Source organism: Streptomyces sp. NPDC058701 (genome assembly GCF_042715295.1).
In the GTDB taxonomy this organism is placed as follows: Bacteria; Actinomycetota; Actinomycetes; order Streptomycetales; family Streptomycetaceae; genus Streptomyces.
This window is the reverse complement of the sequence record NZ_JBHXSY010000002.1, coordinates 118,401-133,515: the sequence shown is the minus strand read 5'-3', so window position 1 is coordinate 133,515 and position 15,115 is coordinate 118,401. Positions and strand designations below refer to the sequence as shown.

15 protein-coding genes are annotated in these 15,115 nt (G+C 73.6%); 9 read left to right on the top strand and 6 right to left on the bottom strand.

What is annotated here, in order from left to right:
- Nucleotides 1-150: 150 nt before the first annotated feature.
- Together ACFWW8_RS02425 and ACFWW8_RS02420 are read left to right on the top strand one after the other, a co-directional pair.
- The gene (locus tag ACFWW8_RS02425; protein WP_386522509.1) at nt 151-1,515 is read left to right on the top strand and encodes an FtsW/RodA/SpoVE family cell cycle protein; all 1,365 of its coding nucleotides are present in this window, start codon (nt 151-153) and stop codon (nt 1,513-1,515) included.
- Entirely contained in the window at nt 1,512-3,014 is a 1,503-nt protein-coding gene (locus tag ACFWW8_RS02420) for a penicillin-binding transpeptidase domain-containing protein (RefSeq protein WP_386522506.1), read from the top strand. The genes ACFWW8_RS02425 and ACFWW8_RS02420 overlap by 4 nt, the downstream gene beginning before the upstream one ends.
- A gap of 57 nt (nt 3,015-3,071) precedes the next feature.
- Here ACFWW8_RS02420 and ACFWW8_RS02415 read toward each other — a convergent pair whose 3' ends face one another.
- A complete protein-coding gene (locus ACFWW8_RS02415) occupies nt 3,072-4,178 on the bottom strand; it encodes a ferritin-like domain-containing protein (protein ID WP_386522502.1) in 1,107 nt (368 codons plus the stop codon).
- Between the two features lie 169 nt (nt 4,179-4,347).
- Between ACFWW8_RS02415 and ACFWW8_RS02410 the strand changes: the two genes are divergently transcribed.
- The 3 genes from ACFWW8_RS02410 to ACFWW8_RS02400 are packed head-to-tail and all read left to right on the top strand — an operon-like array spanning nt 4,348 to nt 6,300.
- Entirely contained in the window at nt 4,348-5,277 is a 930-nt protein-coding gene (locus ACFWW8_RS02410; RefSeq protein WP_386522500.1) for a diiron oxygenase, read from the top strand.
- Nucleotides 5,278-5,303: 26 nt separating this feature from the next.
- Nucleotides 5,304-6,017, top strand: a complete 714-nt coding sequence (locus tag ACFWW8_RS02405) for a TetR/AcrR family transcriptional regulator (protein WP_386522498.1) — start codon at nt 5,304-5,306, stop codon at nt 6,015-6,017.
- A gap of 10 nt (nt 6,018-6,027) precedes the next feature.
- Complete coding sequence (locus ACFWW8_RS02400; protein WP_386522496.1) at nt 6,028-6,300, top strand: hypothetical protein; 273 nt, start codon at nt 6,028-6,030, stop codon at nt 6,298-6,300.
- A gap of 70 nt (nt 6,301-6,370) precedes the next feature.
- On the opposite strand, the gene ACFWW8_RS02395 is transcribed toward ACFWW8_RS02400, so the two are convergent.
- From ACFWW8_RS02395 to ACFWW8_RS02385, 3 genes are all read right to left on the bottom strand, one after another.
- A complete protein-coding gene (locus ACFWW8_RS02395; protein ID WP_386522494.1) occupies nt 6,371-7,621 on the bottom strand; it encodes an ATP-binding protein in 1,251 nt (416 codons plus the stop codon).
- Entirely contained in the window at nt 7,618-8,538 is a 921-nt protein-coding gene (locus ACFWW8_RS02390; protein ID WP_386522492.1) for a hypothetical protein, read from the bottom strand. Before ACFWW8_RS02390 ends, ACFWW8_RS02395 begins: the two co-directional genes overlap by 4 nt.
- Before the next feature lie 144 nt (nt 8,539-8,682).
- A complete protein-coding gene (locus tag ACFWW8_RS02385) occupies nt 8,683-9,381 on the bottom strand; it encodes a hypothetical protein (RefSeq protein WP_386522489.1) in 699 nt (232 codons plus the stop codon).
- Between the two features lie 185 nt (nt 9,382-9,566).
- On the opposite strand from ACFWW8_RS02385, the gene ACFWW8_RS02380 reads away from it, so the two are divergent.
- Nucleotides 9,567-10,583, top strand: coding sequence for a nuclease-related domain-containing protein (locus ACFWW8_RS02380; RefSeq protein ID WP_386522487.1), 1,017 nt, complete (start codon nt 9,567-9,569; stop codon nt 10,581-10,583).
- Between the two features lie 401 nt (nt 10,584-10,984).
- Here ACFWW8_RS02380 and ACFWW8_RS02375 read toward each other — a convergent pair whose 3' ends face one another.
- Nucleotides 10,985-12,166, bottom strand: coding sequence for a Ku protein (locus ACFWW8_RS02375; protein ID WP_386522485.1), 1,182 nt, complete (start codon nt 12,164-12,166; stop codon nt 10,985-10,987).
- Between the two features lie 31 nt (nt 12,167-12,197).
- On the opposite strand from ACFWW8_RS02375, the gene ligD reads away from it, so the two are divergent.
- Nucleotides 12,198-13,097: a non-homologous end-joining DNA ligase gene (gene ligD, locus ACFWW8_RS02370; RefSeq protein ID WP_386522483.1), complete on the top strand. Its 900-nt coding sequence runs from the start codon at nt 12,198-12,200 to the stop codon at nt 13,095-13,097.
- Entirely contained in the window at nt 13,097-14,044 is a 948-nt protein-coding gene (locus tag ACFWW8_RS02365; RefSeq protein WP_386522987.1) for an ATP-dependent DNA ligase, read from the top strand. The genes ligD and ACFWW8_RS02365 overlap by 1 nt, the downstream gene beginning before the upstream one ends.
- Nucleotides 14,045-14,112: 68 nt before the next feature.
- Here ACFWW8_RS02365 and ACFWW8_RS02360 read toward each other — a convergent pair whose 3' ends face one another.
- Nucleotides 14,113-14,508: a DUF6479 family protein gene (locus ACFWW8_RS02360; protein ID WP_386522480.1), complete on the bottom strand. Its 396-nt coding sequence runs from the start codon at nt 14,506-14,508 to the stop codon at nt 14,113-14,115.
- A gap of 136 nt (nt 14,509-14,644) precedes the next feature.
- On the opposite strand from ACFWW8_RS02360, the gene ACFWW8_RS02355 reads away from it, so the two are divergent.
- Entirely contained in the window at nt 14,645-14,971 is a 327-nt protein-coding gene (locus ACFWW8_RS02355; protein ID WP_386522479.1) for a plasmid stabilization protein, read from the top strand.
- The last annotated feature ends 144 nt before the right edge of the window (nt 14,972-15,115 follow it).

Genomic DNA, 15,115 nt, shown 5'->3' with positions numbered 1-15,115 from the left:
GACCGCCGGACCGTCGCCCCGCAGGGGCGAGGGGGGATCGGCGCCAGGGGCCCGCCGGGCTCCGCCGCCGATTCCGACCGCTTGTGACGACTCTTCGGCACCCTATGACATAAACGGACATACCCTCCGTCCGCTTGCTACGTTTCCCCCATGACCGCTCTGACGGCGAAGGTGGCGGAGCCCGCGCCGCCGCCCCCCGACGCCCGCGCCCCCCGGCGTCGCGGCGTCGAGCTGACCCTTCTCACCGGGGCCGTCCTGATCGCCGCCCTCGGTCACGTCCACGTCGGCCTCGCGACCACCGGCCACGTCCCCCGCTCCGCCGCCCGCTACGCAGGCGGGCTGGCCGCCGCCGCGCTGCTCGCGCACCTCGCCGTCCGCCGCTGGGCGCCGTACGCCGACCCCGTCGTGCTCCCGATCGCCTTCCTGCTCAACGGCCTCGGCCTCGTCCTCATCCAGCGCCTCGACGTGACCACCCCCGCCCACCTCACCGCCGACGACCAACTCCTCTGGTCCGCCCTCGGGGTGGCGCTGTTCGTCCTCGTCGTCGCCCGGCTCCGCGACCACCGCGTGCTCCAGCGCTACGCGTACCTCTCGGTGACGGCCGCCCTCGCGCTGATGCTCGTCCCCGTCTTCTTCCCGGCGGTCAACGGCGCGCACATCTGGATCCGGTTCGCCGGATTCTCCTTCCAGCCGGGGGAGTTCGCCAAAATCCTGCTCGCCGTCTTCTTCGCGTCCTACCTCGCCGCGAACCGCACCGCGCTCGCCCTCACCGGCCGCACGCTGTTCTGGAAGCTCCGCCTTCTGCCCGGCCGGGTGCTCGGCCCGATCCTCGCGATCTGGCTGCTCAGCGTCGGCGTACTCGTCTTGGAGCGGGACCTCGGCACCTCGCTGCTGTTCTTCGGACTCTTCGTGATCATGCTGTTCACGGCCACCGGAAGGATCGGCTGGATCGCGATCGGGCTGGTCCTGGCCGGGGTCGGCGCCTACGCCGTCGGCACCTTCGAGCCGCACGTGAACAGCCGCGTGGAAGACTGGCTGAATCCTTTCGCCTCCATCGAACGCGGCGAGGGCCCCGGCCAGCTCGCCCAGTCCCTCTTCTCCTTCGGCGCCGGCGGACTCCTGGGCGCCGGGCTCGGCCACGGACAGTCCTTCCTCATCGGCTTCGCCGCCAAGTCGGACTTCATCCTGGCCACCGCCGGGGAGGAGCTCGGCCTCGTGGGCCTCACCGCGATCCTCCTGCTCTACGGGCTCCTCGTCGCCCGCGGCTTCCGCGCCGGGCTCGCGCTGCGCGACCCCTTCGGCCGGCTGCTCGCCACCGGACTCGCCTCGATCGTCGCCCTCCAGGTCTTCGTCATCGCCGGCGGCGTCACCGGCCTGATCCCGCTCACCGGCATGGCCATGCCCTTCCTGGCCCAGGGCGGCTCCTCCGTCGTCACCAACTGGATCATCGTCGCCCTGCTGGTCCGGCTCGGCGACAGCGCCCGCAGCCCCGAACCGCGGGAGGCCGCCGCGTGATCCGCTACATCCGCTGGTGCGCGTACTTCTGCGCCCTGCTGCTGGTGGCCCTGCTCGTCAACATCGCCCGGGTCCAGGTCTGGGAGTCCGCCGCCTACGGCGCGAACCCCGCCAACAAGCGCCCCGTCATCGAGCGGTACGCCGAACCGCGCGGTGACGTCCTGGTCGACGGCCGGCCGGTCACCGGCTCGCGCGACAGCGGCCAGCTGCTGCGCTTCGAGCGGACGTACCTCAACGGCCCGCTCTACGCGCCCGTCACCGGCTACTCCTCCCAGACCTACGGGACCAGCTTCGTCGAGCGCGCCGAGGACGCGGTCCTGTCGGGCACCGACCCGGGGCTCTCGGCCTTCCCCCTCTGGTACGACCTCACCCGCGGCCGCCCGGGCGGCGGGAACGCCGCCACCACCATCCGCGCCGGGATGCAGGAGGCGGCGTACGCGGGCCTCGCCGGCAAGCGCGGCGCGGTCGCGGCGGTGGAGCCGGCCACCGGGAAGATCCTGGCGCTGGTCAGCAGCCCCTCCTACGACCCGGCCGTGCTGTCGGGGACGGGCAGCGGGGTCAAGGCGGCCTGGGAGCGGCTGAACGCGGACCCGGCCAAGCCGATGCTGAACCGGGCGCTGCGCGAGACGTACCCGCCGGGCTCCACCTTCAAGATCGTGACGGCGGCGGCCGCGCTGGACTCGGGCGCGGTCACCGACGTGGACGCGCCGACCGAGACCCCCGACCCCTACCCGCTGCCCGGCACCAGCACCCTGCTGCCCAACGCGGGCACGGGCTGCCAGGACGCCTCCATGGCGGACGCGGTGCAGTGGTCCTGCAACACGGTGATGGCGAAGATCGGGGTGCGCGTCGGGCTGCGGGGCATGGTGGAGGCGGCGCGGCGGTTCGGGTTCAACGACGAGGGGCTGCGGGTGCCGTCGTGGGTGTCCCGGTCGAACTTCGACACCGACATGAGCCAGGACCAGCTGGCCCTGTCCTCGATCGGGCAGTTCAACACCAAGGCGACGCCGCTGCAGATGGCGATGGTGGCGGCGGCGGTCGCCAACGGCGGCGACCTCAAGGCCCCCTACCTGGTGGACCGCACCACCCGGGACGACGGTTCCCAGGTCCGGTACGGGGACCAGCGCACCCTGGGCCGCGCCATGACCCCGGCCACCGCCCTGCGGATGCAGGAGCTGATGGTGAAGGTGGTAGAGGGCGGTACGGGCCGCAACGCGGCCATCCCCGGGGTGGTGGTCGGCGGCAAGACCGGCACCGCGCAGCACGGCGTCGGCAACGCGGGCACCCCGTACGCCTGGTTCATCTCCTGGGCGAAGGCGGAGGACGGCGGCGCCCTGCCGGCGGTCGCGGTCGCGGTCGTCGTCGAGGACGCGTCGGCGGTGCGCGGCGACATCAGCGGCAACGGCGCGGCCGCGCCCATCGCCCGCGCGGTGATGCAGGCAGCCCTGTCGGCACCGTCCGCGTCCGCTCCGCCGATCGGGGGCCGCGCCGCACCATGACGCGCGGCGGCGCGACCGGGTGGCGGGTGGCGGGTGTCAGGTGTCAGGTGTCGGGTGTCAGGTGTCGGCGCCCGAGGCGATCGCCGCCCCAACCTCCGCCACGCGCTCGGCCTCCTCCGCCGCGAACCGCTCGCGGTCCAGCGCCTCCGCGATCTCCTCGTCCTGGCTCATCAGCAGGTCCAGGTTGGAGTTGCCCATATCGAAGACGCCCATGTCCAGGTAGGCCTTCTGCAGCCGCTCGCCCCACAGCCCGATGTCCTTGACGCACGGCACGATCCGGCTGAACAGAAGCTTCCGGAACAGGTGCAGGAACTCCGACTGCTCGCTGAACTCCTCCGCCTCCTTCCGGGAGATCCCGAAGTTCTCCAGCACCTCGACCCCGCGCAGCCGGTCCCGCATCAGGTAGCAGCCCTCGATCACGAACTCCTCGCGCTCGCGCCGCTCGGCGTCCGTCAGCTGCCGGTAGTAGTCCCGCAGCGCCATCCGCCCGAAGGCCACGTGCCGGGCCTCGTCCTGCATCACGTACGCCAGGATCTGCTTCGGCAGCGGCTTGTCGGTCGTGTCGCGGATCATGCCGAAGGCCGCCAGGGCCAGACCCTCGATCAGCACCTGCATCCCGAGGTACGGCATGTCCCACCGGGAGTCGCGCAGGGTGTCGCCGAGCAGCCCCTGGAGGCTGTCGTTGATCGGGTACAGCATCCCGACCTTCTCGTGCAGGAACCGCCCGAAGATCTCCGCGTGCCGGGCCTCGTCCATGGTCTGCGTGGCGGAGTAGAACTTCGCGTCCAGGTCCGGCACCGACTCCACGATCCGGGCCGCGCACACCATCGCGCCCTGCTCGCCGTGCAGGAACTGGCTGAAGTTCCACGATGCGTAGTGCCGGCGCAGCTCGCCCTTGTCCTGCTCCGTGAGCTTGGCCCAGTGCCGGGTCCCGTACAGGGTCAGGACGTCGTCCGGGGTGCCCAGCGGGTCGTACGGGTCGACCTCGATGTCCCAGTCGATGCGCTTGGCACCGTCCCACTGCTTGTCCTTGCCCTTCTGGTAGAGCGCGAGGAGCCGCTCGCGGCCCCCGTCGTACTCCCAGCTGAAACGGGCCGAACCGGAGGCGGGGACTTGCCAGACTCCCGCGCCCGGGTCGCTGGTGTAGAGCTCGTGCGTCGACACTGGCACCACCTCGTGTCACGTACTTGCGTACAGGACTGGACAGTTGGCAGCGTCACACGTTGGTAGACGCGGGGTCAACAAGTCGTGCGCAGGGGATTGACGACCTTGCTGACAAGCAGTCTCATAAGAAGTGACCGCCGGTAACCCAACGAACGAGGTGTCCGAAGTCATGACGACGGTGACCGATCGAGCCGCCCTGAGGGACGCTCTCGGCCTGCTCAAGGACCGCGAGCAGATCGCCGAGCGGCTCCTCGAATCCTCGGCCAAGCACTCCTTCGACCCCGACAAGGAACTGGACTGGGACGCCCCGCCCATCGAGGGCAAGTACTACTGGCCCCCGGAGCTGCTCTCCCTCTACGACACCCCGCTCTGGAAGAAGATGGGGGAGGAGCAGCGCATCGAGCTCTCCCGCCACGAGGCGGCGGCGCTCGGCTCGCTGGGCATCTGGTTCGAGATCATCCTCATGCAGCTCCTGGTCCGGCACATCTACGACAAGTCGCTGACCAGCAACCACGTCCGCTACGCCCTCACCGAGATAGCCGACGAGTGCCGCCACTCGATGATGTTCGCCCGCATGATCCAGAAGGGCGGCGCCCCCGAGTACCCGGTCTCCCGCACCAACCACAACCTCGCGCGCATCCTCAAGACGGTCTCCACCACCCCCGGTTCCTTCGCCTGCACCCTCCTCGGCGAGGAGATCCTCGACTGGATGCAGCGCCTGACCTTCCCGGACGAGCGCATTCAGCCGCTGGTCCGCGGCGTGACCCGCATCCACGTCATCGAGGAGGCCCGGCACGTCCGCTACGCCCGCGAGGAACTGCGCCGCCAGATGCTCACCGCCCCGCGCTGGGAGCAGGAACTCACCCGCATCAGCTGCGGCGAGGCCGCCCGCGTCTTCTCGCTGGCCTTCGTGAACCCGGCCGTGTACGAGAACATCGGGCTGGACCGCAACGAAGCGGTCGCCCAGGTCAAGGCCAGCGGCCACCGGCGGGAGGTCATGCAGGCCGGCTCCAAGCGGCTCACCGACTTCCTCGACGACATCGGCATCCTGCGCGGCGTCGGCCGCAGGCTGTGGAAGAGCTCCGGACTCCTGGCCTGAGGCCGCCGCCGGGCTACCCTGCGGACATGACCGTACGCGCCTACCGCAGACTGGGCGTCGAGGAGCGGCGAGCCCAACTCCTCGACGCCGCCCTCTCGCTGTTCGCGCACCGGGCGCCGGAGGACGTCTCGCTGGACGACGTCGCGGAAGCCGCCGGGGTGTCCCGCCCGCTCGTGTACCGCTACTTTCCCGGCGGCAAGCAGCAGCTCTACGAAGCCGCCCTGCGCTCCGCGGCGGACATCCTCGAACTGTGCTTCGCCGAGCCCCAGGAAGGACCCCTGACCCAGCGCCTCTCCCGGGCCCTGGACCGCTACCTGGCCTTCGTCGACGAGCACCACGCGGGCTTCTCCGCGCTCCTCCAGGGCGGCAGCGTCGTCGAGACCTCCCGCACGACGGCCACGGTGGACGGCATCCGCCGGGCCGCCGCCGGACAGATCCTCTACCACCTGGGCACCCCGGCCCCGGGGCCGCGGCTGCGGATGATGGTCCGTACGTGGATCACCGCGGTCGAGGCCGCCTCGCTCATCTGGATCGACGAGGGCAAGCAGCCGGAGGTCGACTCGCTCCGGGACTGGCTGGTCGACCAGTTCATCGCCCTGCTCACCGCCACCGCCGCCACCGACCCCGAAACCGCGGACGCGGCCCGCGCCGCCCTCGCCCTGGAGTCGGCGGACGGCCCGGTCGGGGTCCTGGCCCGCCGCGTGATCCCCGTGGTCTCCGAGGCCGCCCACCTGCTGTGACACTGGTGGGGTGAGAAGCCAACCGACCCCCTTCGAAGGCGGCCCGATGGACGGCAGGGTGCTGCCGGTCATCCTGGGCATGACCGGGCACCCGCCGAAGTGGTACGAGATCCCGGTCCCCGCTCCCGACGCCCCGCCCACGGTGCTGCTCTACGAGCGGGTCCCGTCGGGGTACTCCAAGCGGCTCGGGCTCCAGAAGGGGTGGAAGTACGCGTTCCGCCCAGGCGGGGAGAAACCGAAGCTGAAGCCGCGCTGGCCGTGGACGAAGCCCCCGCGCCCGTAGGGGCCGGGGGCGGGGCCGGGAACCCGCCCGGTCAGGGTCCGCCCGGGCCTCCGCCCCGCCCAGGGCCCGCTTACGGGGGCGTTGCCGGGAGGGTCGTCGGGAGGGTCAGGGTCGCCGCCGCGCCGCCGCCCTCCGCCGGGCGGAACGCCAGCCGTGCCCCGATCGCCTCCGCCTGACCCACTGCGATCGTCAGGCCCAGGCCGTGCCCCTTCCCCCCGCTGCGGAACCGCTGCGGGCCGTGCGCCGCCAGGTAGTCCGGGAAGCCGTCCCCGTGGTCCCGTACGGTCACCACCGGCCCGTCCACCGTCACCACCACCGGGGCCCGCCCGTGCTTGTGGGCGTTCGCCACCAGGTTCCCCAGGACCCGCTCCAGCCGCCGCCGGTCCGTCTCCACGTGCGCGTCCCGGGCCACGACCACCTCCGTGTCCGTACCGGACGCCCGCACCACCCGCCGTACCAGCCGCTCCAGCTGGTGCAGGTCCGTGTCCACCGCCTCGCTGCCCGAGTCCAGGCGGGAGATCTCCAGCAGGTCCTCGGTCAGCTGCCGCATCGTCCGCACCCGCTCCCGCACCAGCTCCGTCGGCCGCCCCTCCGGCAGCAGCTCCGACGCCGCCTGCAAACCGGTCAGCGGCGTGCGCAGCTCGTGCGCCACGTCCGCCGTGAACCGCTGCTCGCTCTCCAGCTTCGCCTGCAGGCTTCCCGCCATCGTGTCCAGCGCCCCGGCGACCGTCGCCACCTCGTCCTGGCGCCGCGAGGGGTCCTTCGTGCGCGGGTCGCCCACCCGCGCGTCGAGGTCGCCCTGCGTGATCCGCCGCGCCACCGTCGCGGTCTGGTGCAGCCGCCGCGTCACCCGCGTCACCGCGAATGCGCCCACCAGCAGCGTTCCGCCGATCGCCAGCACCGAGGACCCGATGATCGCGTTGTCGAGCCCGCTGATCGTCCGCGCGCTCTGCCCGTAGTCGACGGCGGTGGCCAGCACCCGTCCGTCCGCCGGCGCGGCCGCCCACATCGTCGGTCGGCCCCGGTAATCGCCCACGACCGTCCCTCGGCGGCCGCCGAGGGCCAGCGCCCGCAGTTCCGGCGGGAGCGCCTCCGGATCGAGCCCGGACTCGGGCGGGAGGGGCTCGCCCGCCTCGTAGGCGTGGGAGACGTCGTGCAGTTTGGCGAGCGCCTTCTCCCGCGCCGTGGACACCGTCTGCCGGGTCACCTCCACGTGCACGAGCGCGCCGAGTACGGCCGCCAGCGAGCAGCACATCACGACGATGAAGCACGCGGACTTCCAGGTCAGCGTGGCCGTCCACGCGGGCAGCCGCAGCCTCACGGCGTGCCGGACCCGGGCGCTGTGCCGGCCGTCGTGCTCACCGTGGGAGCCGCGGACGCGATGGACGGTGCGGGTGTCGTGGGCGTCGTGGCCGTCGTCCGCGGAGCCGAGGGCACCCGTACGATCTGCTCGCGCGTGGGCAGCATGGTGCGCTGCTTCTCGTCGTAGGACCAGGCGGTGATCAGCTCGTACCCGTTGTTCCCGCTGGGCACCCGCAGCACCACGTCCCGCCCGGCCAGCTCCACGCCGATGACCGTGTCCGTGGTCGCCATGATCCGGTTGAGCCGGCCGTCGGGGTCCGCCGTGTACACGCGTACGGACATCATCCGGTCCGGCAGCTCGATGCCGACGATCAGCTCGTCCCTGTCGTTGCCGGTCAGGTCGCGGTAGTACGGCTCCAGGACCGGGCACTTCGCACCCGCACCCCCATCTCCGCCGCCGCCTCCCTCGTCACCGCACGCCGCGATCGCCGTCGCCGTCTGCGCGGGCATCCCGTCGGCGCCGACGTCGGCGTTCGCGTGGGCGCGCACCTCCGCCCGGACGATGGCCACCGGATCCACCTCGCGCACGTTCTGGTTCCGGACGGGCGTGATCCCCCGGACGTACTCGGGCGGCGCGCCACCGGGGTCGGCGGGTGGTACGGCCGCCCCCTGGCGCCCGGGCCACAGGTCGACGGGGCCGCTCGCCGTGGGCGTGGAACCCGCCGCGGCCAGCCCGCCGCCGTCGCCGCAGCCCGCCAGTGCGGGCAACAGGCAGCACACCAGCAGCACGGCACCCGCGGCCCTGCGCCGGAACGCCCCGGACGGCCGGGCGGGCGCGGCGGGGGCGGCGCGGACGGCGGCCGCGGGGGACGCGGCGGGCGCGGGGATCGACGGGTACGGCGCGTACGGGTACGGCGCGTACGGGTGCGGCTTCACGGGGCCCTGCATCCTCCTGTCCGCGGTACGGGCGATGGGGAGCCGGAGGGACACGGCACCCGCGGCATCAACCTTATGCGGAGGTACGTCCTTTTTGCCCACCGCCCCCGGTCGGGGGGGACGGAGGTGCCCGTGACCTGCGCGTCAGCCCTCGGTACGCCCCCGCCGCAGCATGGCGAAGCCCAGCCCGGCCGCGCCCACGGCCGCGATCCCGCCGCCCGCGGCAAGCAGCAGCACGCCCTCGCCGGGCTCGTCGGCCAGCGTGTCCAGGCGCAGCGCGTCGGCCGGCCCGGTGGCGACGACGCGGTTGCCGCCGACCTCTCCCGTACGCGGCGAAGAGCCCGGCCCGGACGCGGAGCCCGACGCGGAGCCGGAGCCAACCGCGGACCCGGCTGCCGGGAGCGAGGCCGGGACGACCTGCCCGTTCCGGGTCCCGGTCTTGTGTCCGTCGCCCGCGACGGCGTGCCCGGCGCCCCGCGCGGGGGTGTCGCCGACCCAGGAGGTCAGCCGCCCGTCCGCGTCCAGCGCAGCGCGCAGCTCCCCGGCGCCGCCGGTGCCGGGGACTCCGTCGCGGCTGGTCAGGGTGGCGGCCTTGTGGCCGTCCGCGGTGAGGATGTCGGCCTCGTACGCGCCCTTGCCGACGCGGTACACCTTCGCCGTGGACACGCCGTCCGCCAGCGAGAGGCTCTTGAGCAGCGTCCGCTGGGGGCCCGCGGAGTGCGCCGACGCGGCCGCCGGCACCCCCTCGGCCAGCGCCGCGGCCGCGGGCAGGGCCAGCAGGCCTCCGGCGCAGACGGTCACGGCGGCGGCGCGAACGAGAGTGCGGCGGCTGACGGTGCTCACGGGAAGTCCTTCGGTGCGGGCCGGGGCCTGGCGGGTCCAGGTGGGACCAACGTAGGCGGCGGCCGTTGCGGCAGGGCCCCGTTCGTGTAACAGCGGCGTCGCAGGGTTCCGTCGGAGTCGTTACACCGCCGGGGGATTGCCCCCGGGCAGCCCGGCTGCTCCCATGGACGGCGGGGGTGAGGGCGATGGGGCAACTCAAGGTCGTACCGAGCGGGAGGCCCGGCCGCGGGCGGCTGTACGTCACCCTGCCCGACGGGCGGGCGGTCGCCTGGTACGACCGGCGGGCCAACCGGATCAGCGTCCTCGCCGACGACCAACGCGACGCGGTGGTGGAGGTGTTGCGGCCGTTCCTGACGGGCGGCGCCTCCATCGGTCCGCCTCCGGTGCCCACGGCGGCGGAGCTTCGGGGCCTCGCGCTCCCGCCCGACGCGGACCTGGCGCCCAACCGCCCCGGCGAGAGCCTGCTGGGCGAGCTGGACCACGGAACGGCGGGCACCCGGGCGCGCCACCGGCTCCGCCAGGACCTGGCGGCCCAGCAGCGGTCGGGGGACGCCTTCGACGCCCTGGAGGCGTACGGCTGGCGGATCCTGCACTGCGTCCCGCTGCCCGGACTCGGCCGCATCGACCACCTGCTCATCGGCCCGGCGGGCATCTTCTGCGTCCGTACGGTCCCGGGCCGGCGCCAGCGCGCCGCGGTCGGTGACCTCCTCGTCGCCGTCGGCCGGGCGGAACCCCGCCCCGACCCCTGCTGGGCCCGCCGCGCCGCCGCCCGCGCCGAACGGGCCCTGACGTCCCGCGCCACCGCGGACCGCGCGGGGCGTACGGAGAAGGCCCGTGCCGAGCGGGCCCTGAGCGGCCGGGCCACCGCGCACCGTACGCAGGACGGGCTGCCGTTGCCCCGGCCCGCGGGTCACCGTACGGACGGGCTGCCGTTGCCCCGGCCGGCCCGGGACCGCACGGCGGTGCCGTCGGACGTCCGGGCCGCCGGGGCCCGCACCGGGCGGGTCCTGCCGGCACGCGTCACCGGGGCCCTGGCGGTGGCCGACGCCTCCCGCGTCGAGGTCGCGCCCACCGTCCGGGACCTCCGCGTCCTCCAGCCCGGGACGGCCGCCCCGGAGCTCGGCAGCCTGCCCGTCGTCCTCCAACCCCAGGAGGTGGAGGCCCTGTTCGCCCTGGCCCGCGACTCCAGAACCTGGCTCTAAGGGCTGTCCCGTCATCCCTGGTGGATCAGCGCGCGGCGTCAGATGCGGTGCGTCGCAAGGCGGAGGGGCGCCGTCATACGGGGCGTATGAGGGCGCTCCGACAACGCGGCGAGGCGCCGTAGCCGGCGTCGCGCGCCCGCCGGGGATCGCGGGACAGCTCTTAGGCCCCCGTGCGTTCCCCCGGGGTCCGCTGCGCCCGACGGGACGGGCACCACCGCTCCCACCTGCCCCCGCCCGCCCACCGACGGGCTCCTCCCGCCCCGGACGCCGGTCCCGGTACCCGGCCCGCAACGGGCCCCGCCTTCGGGAGCGGCAGTCGCTCCGCGACCCCTGCCCCCGGCCGTACGGGGCCCGCACTCACGGCCCCGTCAGGCAGCGGCACCCGCCGGTCGCCGGCCCCGTCAGGCGGAGGCTCGTTTCCGGGCCGCCGGGGTGGCCTTCTTCGCCGTGGTGGCCTTCTTCGTGGTCCCCGCCGACTTCGCCGAAGTGGACTTGGACGCGGTGGACTTGGCCGCGGTGGACTTGACCGTGCCCGCCTTCGCAGAAGCCGGCGACGACGCCGACTTGGCGGACGACTTCGTCGCCTTGGCCGCCGTCGTCGCGGTGGTCTTCTTCGTCGACGCCGACGCCGTCTTCTTCGCGGACGCCGCCGTCGACTTCTTCCCGCCGACCGCCTTCGGCGACGCGGCCGCCGCCTTGCGCCGGATCGGCGTCACCTCGGCGCCCGACCCCGACCCCGACCCCGTCTCGGACCCGGACCCCGCGTCCGCCGGCCCGTCCGCCTCCGCGCCGGAACCCGGTTCGCCGCGGGAGGCCTTGGCCGCCCGTACGCTCTTCTCCAGCGCGGCCATCAGGTCGATCACCTGCCCGCCCGCCGGTGCCGCCGCCACCTCCGACGGCTCGAACGCCCCGCCCGCCTTCGCCGTGACCATCGCCTCCACGGCCTCCCGGTAGTCGTCGCGCAGCGAGGCCATCTCCACCTCCCCGAGCGTCGCCATCAGCGCGTCCGCCAAGTCGAGTTCGGCGTCCCGTACCGACACCGAACCCTCCGGCGCCACGCCTTCGGGCGCCCGGATCTCGTCCGGCCACAGCAGGCCGTGCATCGCGATCACGTCGTCGACCACCCGCAGCATGCCCAGCCGCTCCCGCCCCCGCAGCGCGTACTTGGCGATCGCGACCTTCCGGCTCCGCTTCAGCGCCTCCCGCAACAGCGTGTACGGCTTCGCCGCCGTCGGCCCGTTCGCCGCGAGGTAGTACGCCGCGTCCATCTGCAGCGGATCGATCTCCTCCGCGGGCACGAACGACATGATCTCGATCGTCTTGGCGGTGGCCAGCGGCAGCTGGGCCAGGTCGTCGTCGGTGATCGGGATGATCGACCCGTCGGCCTCCTCGTACCCCTTGCCGATCTCGGCGCCCGAGACCTCCTCGCCGTCCAGTTCGCACACCTTGCGGTAGCGGACCCGCCCGCCGTCGGCGAGGTGGATCTGACGGAAGGAGATCGAGTGGCTCTCGGTGGCGTTCACGAGCTTGATCGGAATGCTGACCAGGCCGAAGGAGATCGCCCCGTTCCAAATGGATCGCACGGTTCCTCCTGATTCGTGGCAATCTCATCGTATGACGCCGATCACTTTGGTGGAGGGCCGTCGCATCGCGCTCAGCAATCTCGACAAGGTCCTCTACCCGGAGACCGGCTTCACCAAGGGCGAGGTGCTCCACTACTACGCCACGGTCGCGGGCTCCCTCCTGGCCCACATCCACGACCGGCCCGTGTCCTTCCTGCGCTATCCCGACGGTCCGGACGGCCAGCTCTTCTTCACCAAGAACCCGCCGCCCGGTACGCCCGCCTGGGTGAAGACCACTCCCGTGCCCCGCTCCGAGGACGCGTCCGCCGCCCAGGTCGTCGTCGCCGACATGGCCACCCTCATGTGGTCCGCCAACCTCGTCGTGGAGTTCCACACCCCCCAGTGGACCGCCGGCAATCCCGCCGTCGCCGACCGGATGGTCCTCGACCTCGACCCCGGCCCGCCCGCCGGCGTCGTCGAGTGCTGCGCCGCCGCGCTCTGGCTGCGCGAGCGCCTCGCCGCCGACGGACTGCCCGCCTACGCCAAGACCTCCGGCTCCAAAGGCCTCCACCTGGCCGTGCCCCTGGAGCCGACCCCCTCCGAGCAGGTGTCGGCGTACGCCAAACAGCTCGCGCAGGAAGCCGAGCGCGAGCTCCCCGACCTGGTCGTGCACCGCATGGCCAAGGCCCTGCGCCCCGGCAAGGTGTTCGTCGACCACAGCCAGAACGCCGCCGCGAAGACGACCGCAGCCCCCTACACGCTGCGTGCGCGGCCCCGGCCCACCGTCTCCGCGCCCGTGTCCTGGGACGAGGTCGCGGACTGCCGCGCCGCCTCCGACCTGGTGTTCCTCGCCGACGACATCGCGCCGCGGCTGGCCCTCGACGGAGACCTCTTCGGGCCCCTGACCAACCCCGACCTCGCCGGCCGGCTCCCCGGCCGGCCCCGGCCGTGATCCGCGTCGCGCTGGCCGCCGCCGTACGGACCCTGCCCCGCGGGGCGGGCCTCGCGTACGAGCCGAAGTTCGACGGCCACCGCCTCGTCGTCCTGCGGTCGGAGGCGGACGTCGTGCTCCAGGCGCGGTCCGGCCGGATCGTCACCGCGGCCTTCCCCGACCTGGCCGCCGCCGCCCGGCAGCTGCCGGCCGGGACGGTCCTGGACGGGGAGGTGGTGGTCTGGCACGCGGGCCGCACCGACTTCGCGCTCGTCCAGCGCCGGGCGGCCGCCACGCCGGCGCGCGCCGCCGTCCTGGCGCGGAGCCTGCCGGCCTCGTACGCCGCCTTCGACGTCCTGGAACTGGCCGGGCTGGATCTGCGCGGACGCCCGTACGAGCGCCGCCGGGCGCTGCTGGTGGAGCTGCTGCTGCCGCTGGGCCCGCCGCTGCAGCCCGTCCCGATGACCACCGACCCGGAGCTGGCGGCCACCTGGTACGAGACCCTGCCCGCCAGCGGCATCGAGGGCCTGGTCGTCAAACGGCTGGACCAGTCCTACCCGGCCGGGCGGCGCGGCTGGAGCAAGCTCCGGCACACGAACGTGCGTGACGCGGCGGTCGTCGGCTACACGGGCACCCCGCGCCGCCCGCTCGCCCTGGTCCTCGCGCTGCCGGGCGGGGACGAGACCCCGCTCGTGTCGAGCCCGCTGACGGCGGCCCTGCGGGCGGAGGTGGCACGGGCCGTGGCGGGGCGGGAGGCGAAGGCCGGGGCCCAGGCGCGGGCGCGGGCGGAGGGGCGTACGGAGACGGAAACGGATCCGGGAACGGAAACGGCCCCGGCGACGGTCACGGCCATCGGCCTCGGCGAGATCCCCTTCCGGCCGCTGGACCCTCCCCTCGCGGCGGAGGTCCGCCACACGTCGGCCCGCCACCCGCCACCGGAGGTCCTCCGCCTCCGGACGGACCTCTGACCCGCGCGGGGGCGGGTCAGAGGTCGGATCAGAGTGTCGTCCGTCCGGGAGGCAGGCCCGGCCCTGCTCTATTCGTGGGCGCCGCGCCCCGAGTTCGGAGGAGAGCCCGGCTGCGGGTGCGGTCCCGGCCCCTCCACGTGCCCGTAACCGGACTCCCGCTCCGCGCGGGCCTCCTCCTGGTGGCTGTGGGTGGTCGAGCCGAAGTTCCCGTAGCCCTGCATGTCGTGCGGGCGCAGGCCGCTCTCCGGGAACTCCACGTGCTCCCGCTCCTCGCGCACCTCGTACACCGCCCCTCCCTCCGGAAGATGGGGCTGGCTCTCCGCCGACGGCGGGGCGGGCTCCTGCGCCCGGACCTTCTTGCCCAGCCAGAAGGCGCCGAGCAGAAAGCCCACCACGATGAGCCCGACCACCAGGAACCATGCGATGTCGGTCAGGGTCGAGTCCACGCTCAGGGTCGAGTCCATGTGAGTATTTTCTCCCACTTTGACGAGTTATGCGCCGCTCGGGAGCGGATGGCTTGCTGCATCCGGGGTAAGCGCCGAAGCACCGAACGGACGGCGACGGCGCCGCGAGAACGCCGAGCGCCAGAGGAGGACGGCCATGCCCCGCGGATCTTCCCCCAAGCGTGAACGCCAGTACGAGGACATCAAGGAGAGCGTCGAGCGGCGCGGCGAGTCCGAGAAGAAGGCCGAGGAGATCGCGGCCCGGACCGTCAACAAGGAACGCGCCCGCGCCGGCGAGTCCAAGACCGCCAGCAAGGAGTCCCTCGACGACATGTCCTCGTCGCGGCGCGGCGGCCTGCACTCCCACTCCGGGGCGCAGGGGCCCACGTACGACCAGCTCTACGCGGAGGCCAAGCGCCGTAACCTGCACGGCCGCTCGGACATGAACAAGGCCCAGCTGGCGCGCGCCCTCGGCGACACCTGAGCCGCACCGCACCCGTCGCACGGAGCGGAGCAGACCTGCCCCCGGACCGGCGTGGAGCCGCCCACGGACACGGACCGGCGCGGACCTGGCCCCGGACCGGCGTGGAGCCGCCCACGGACACGGACCGGCGCGGACCTGGCCCCG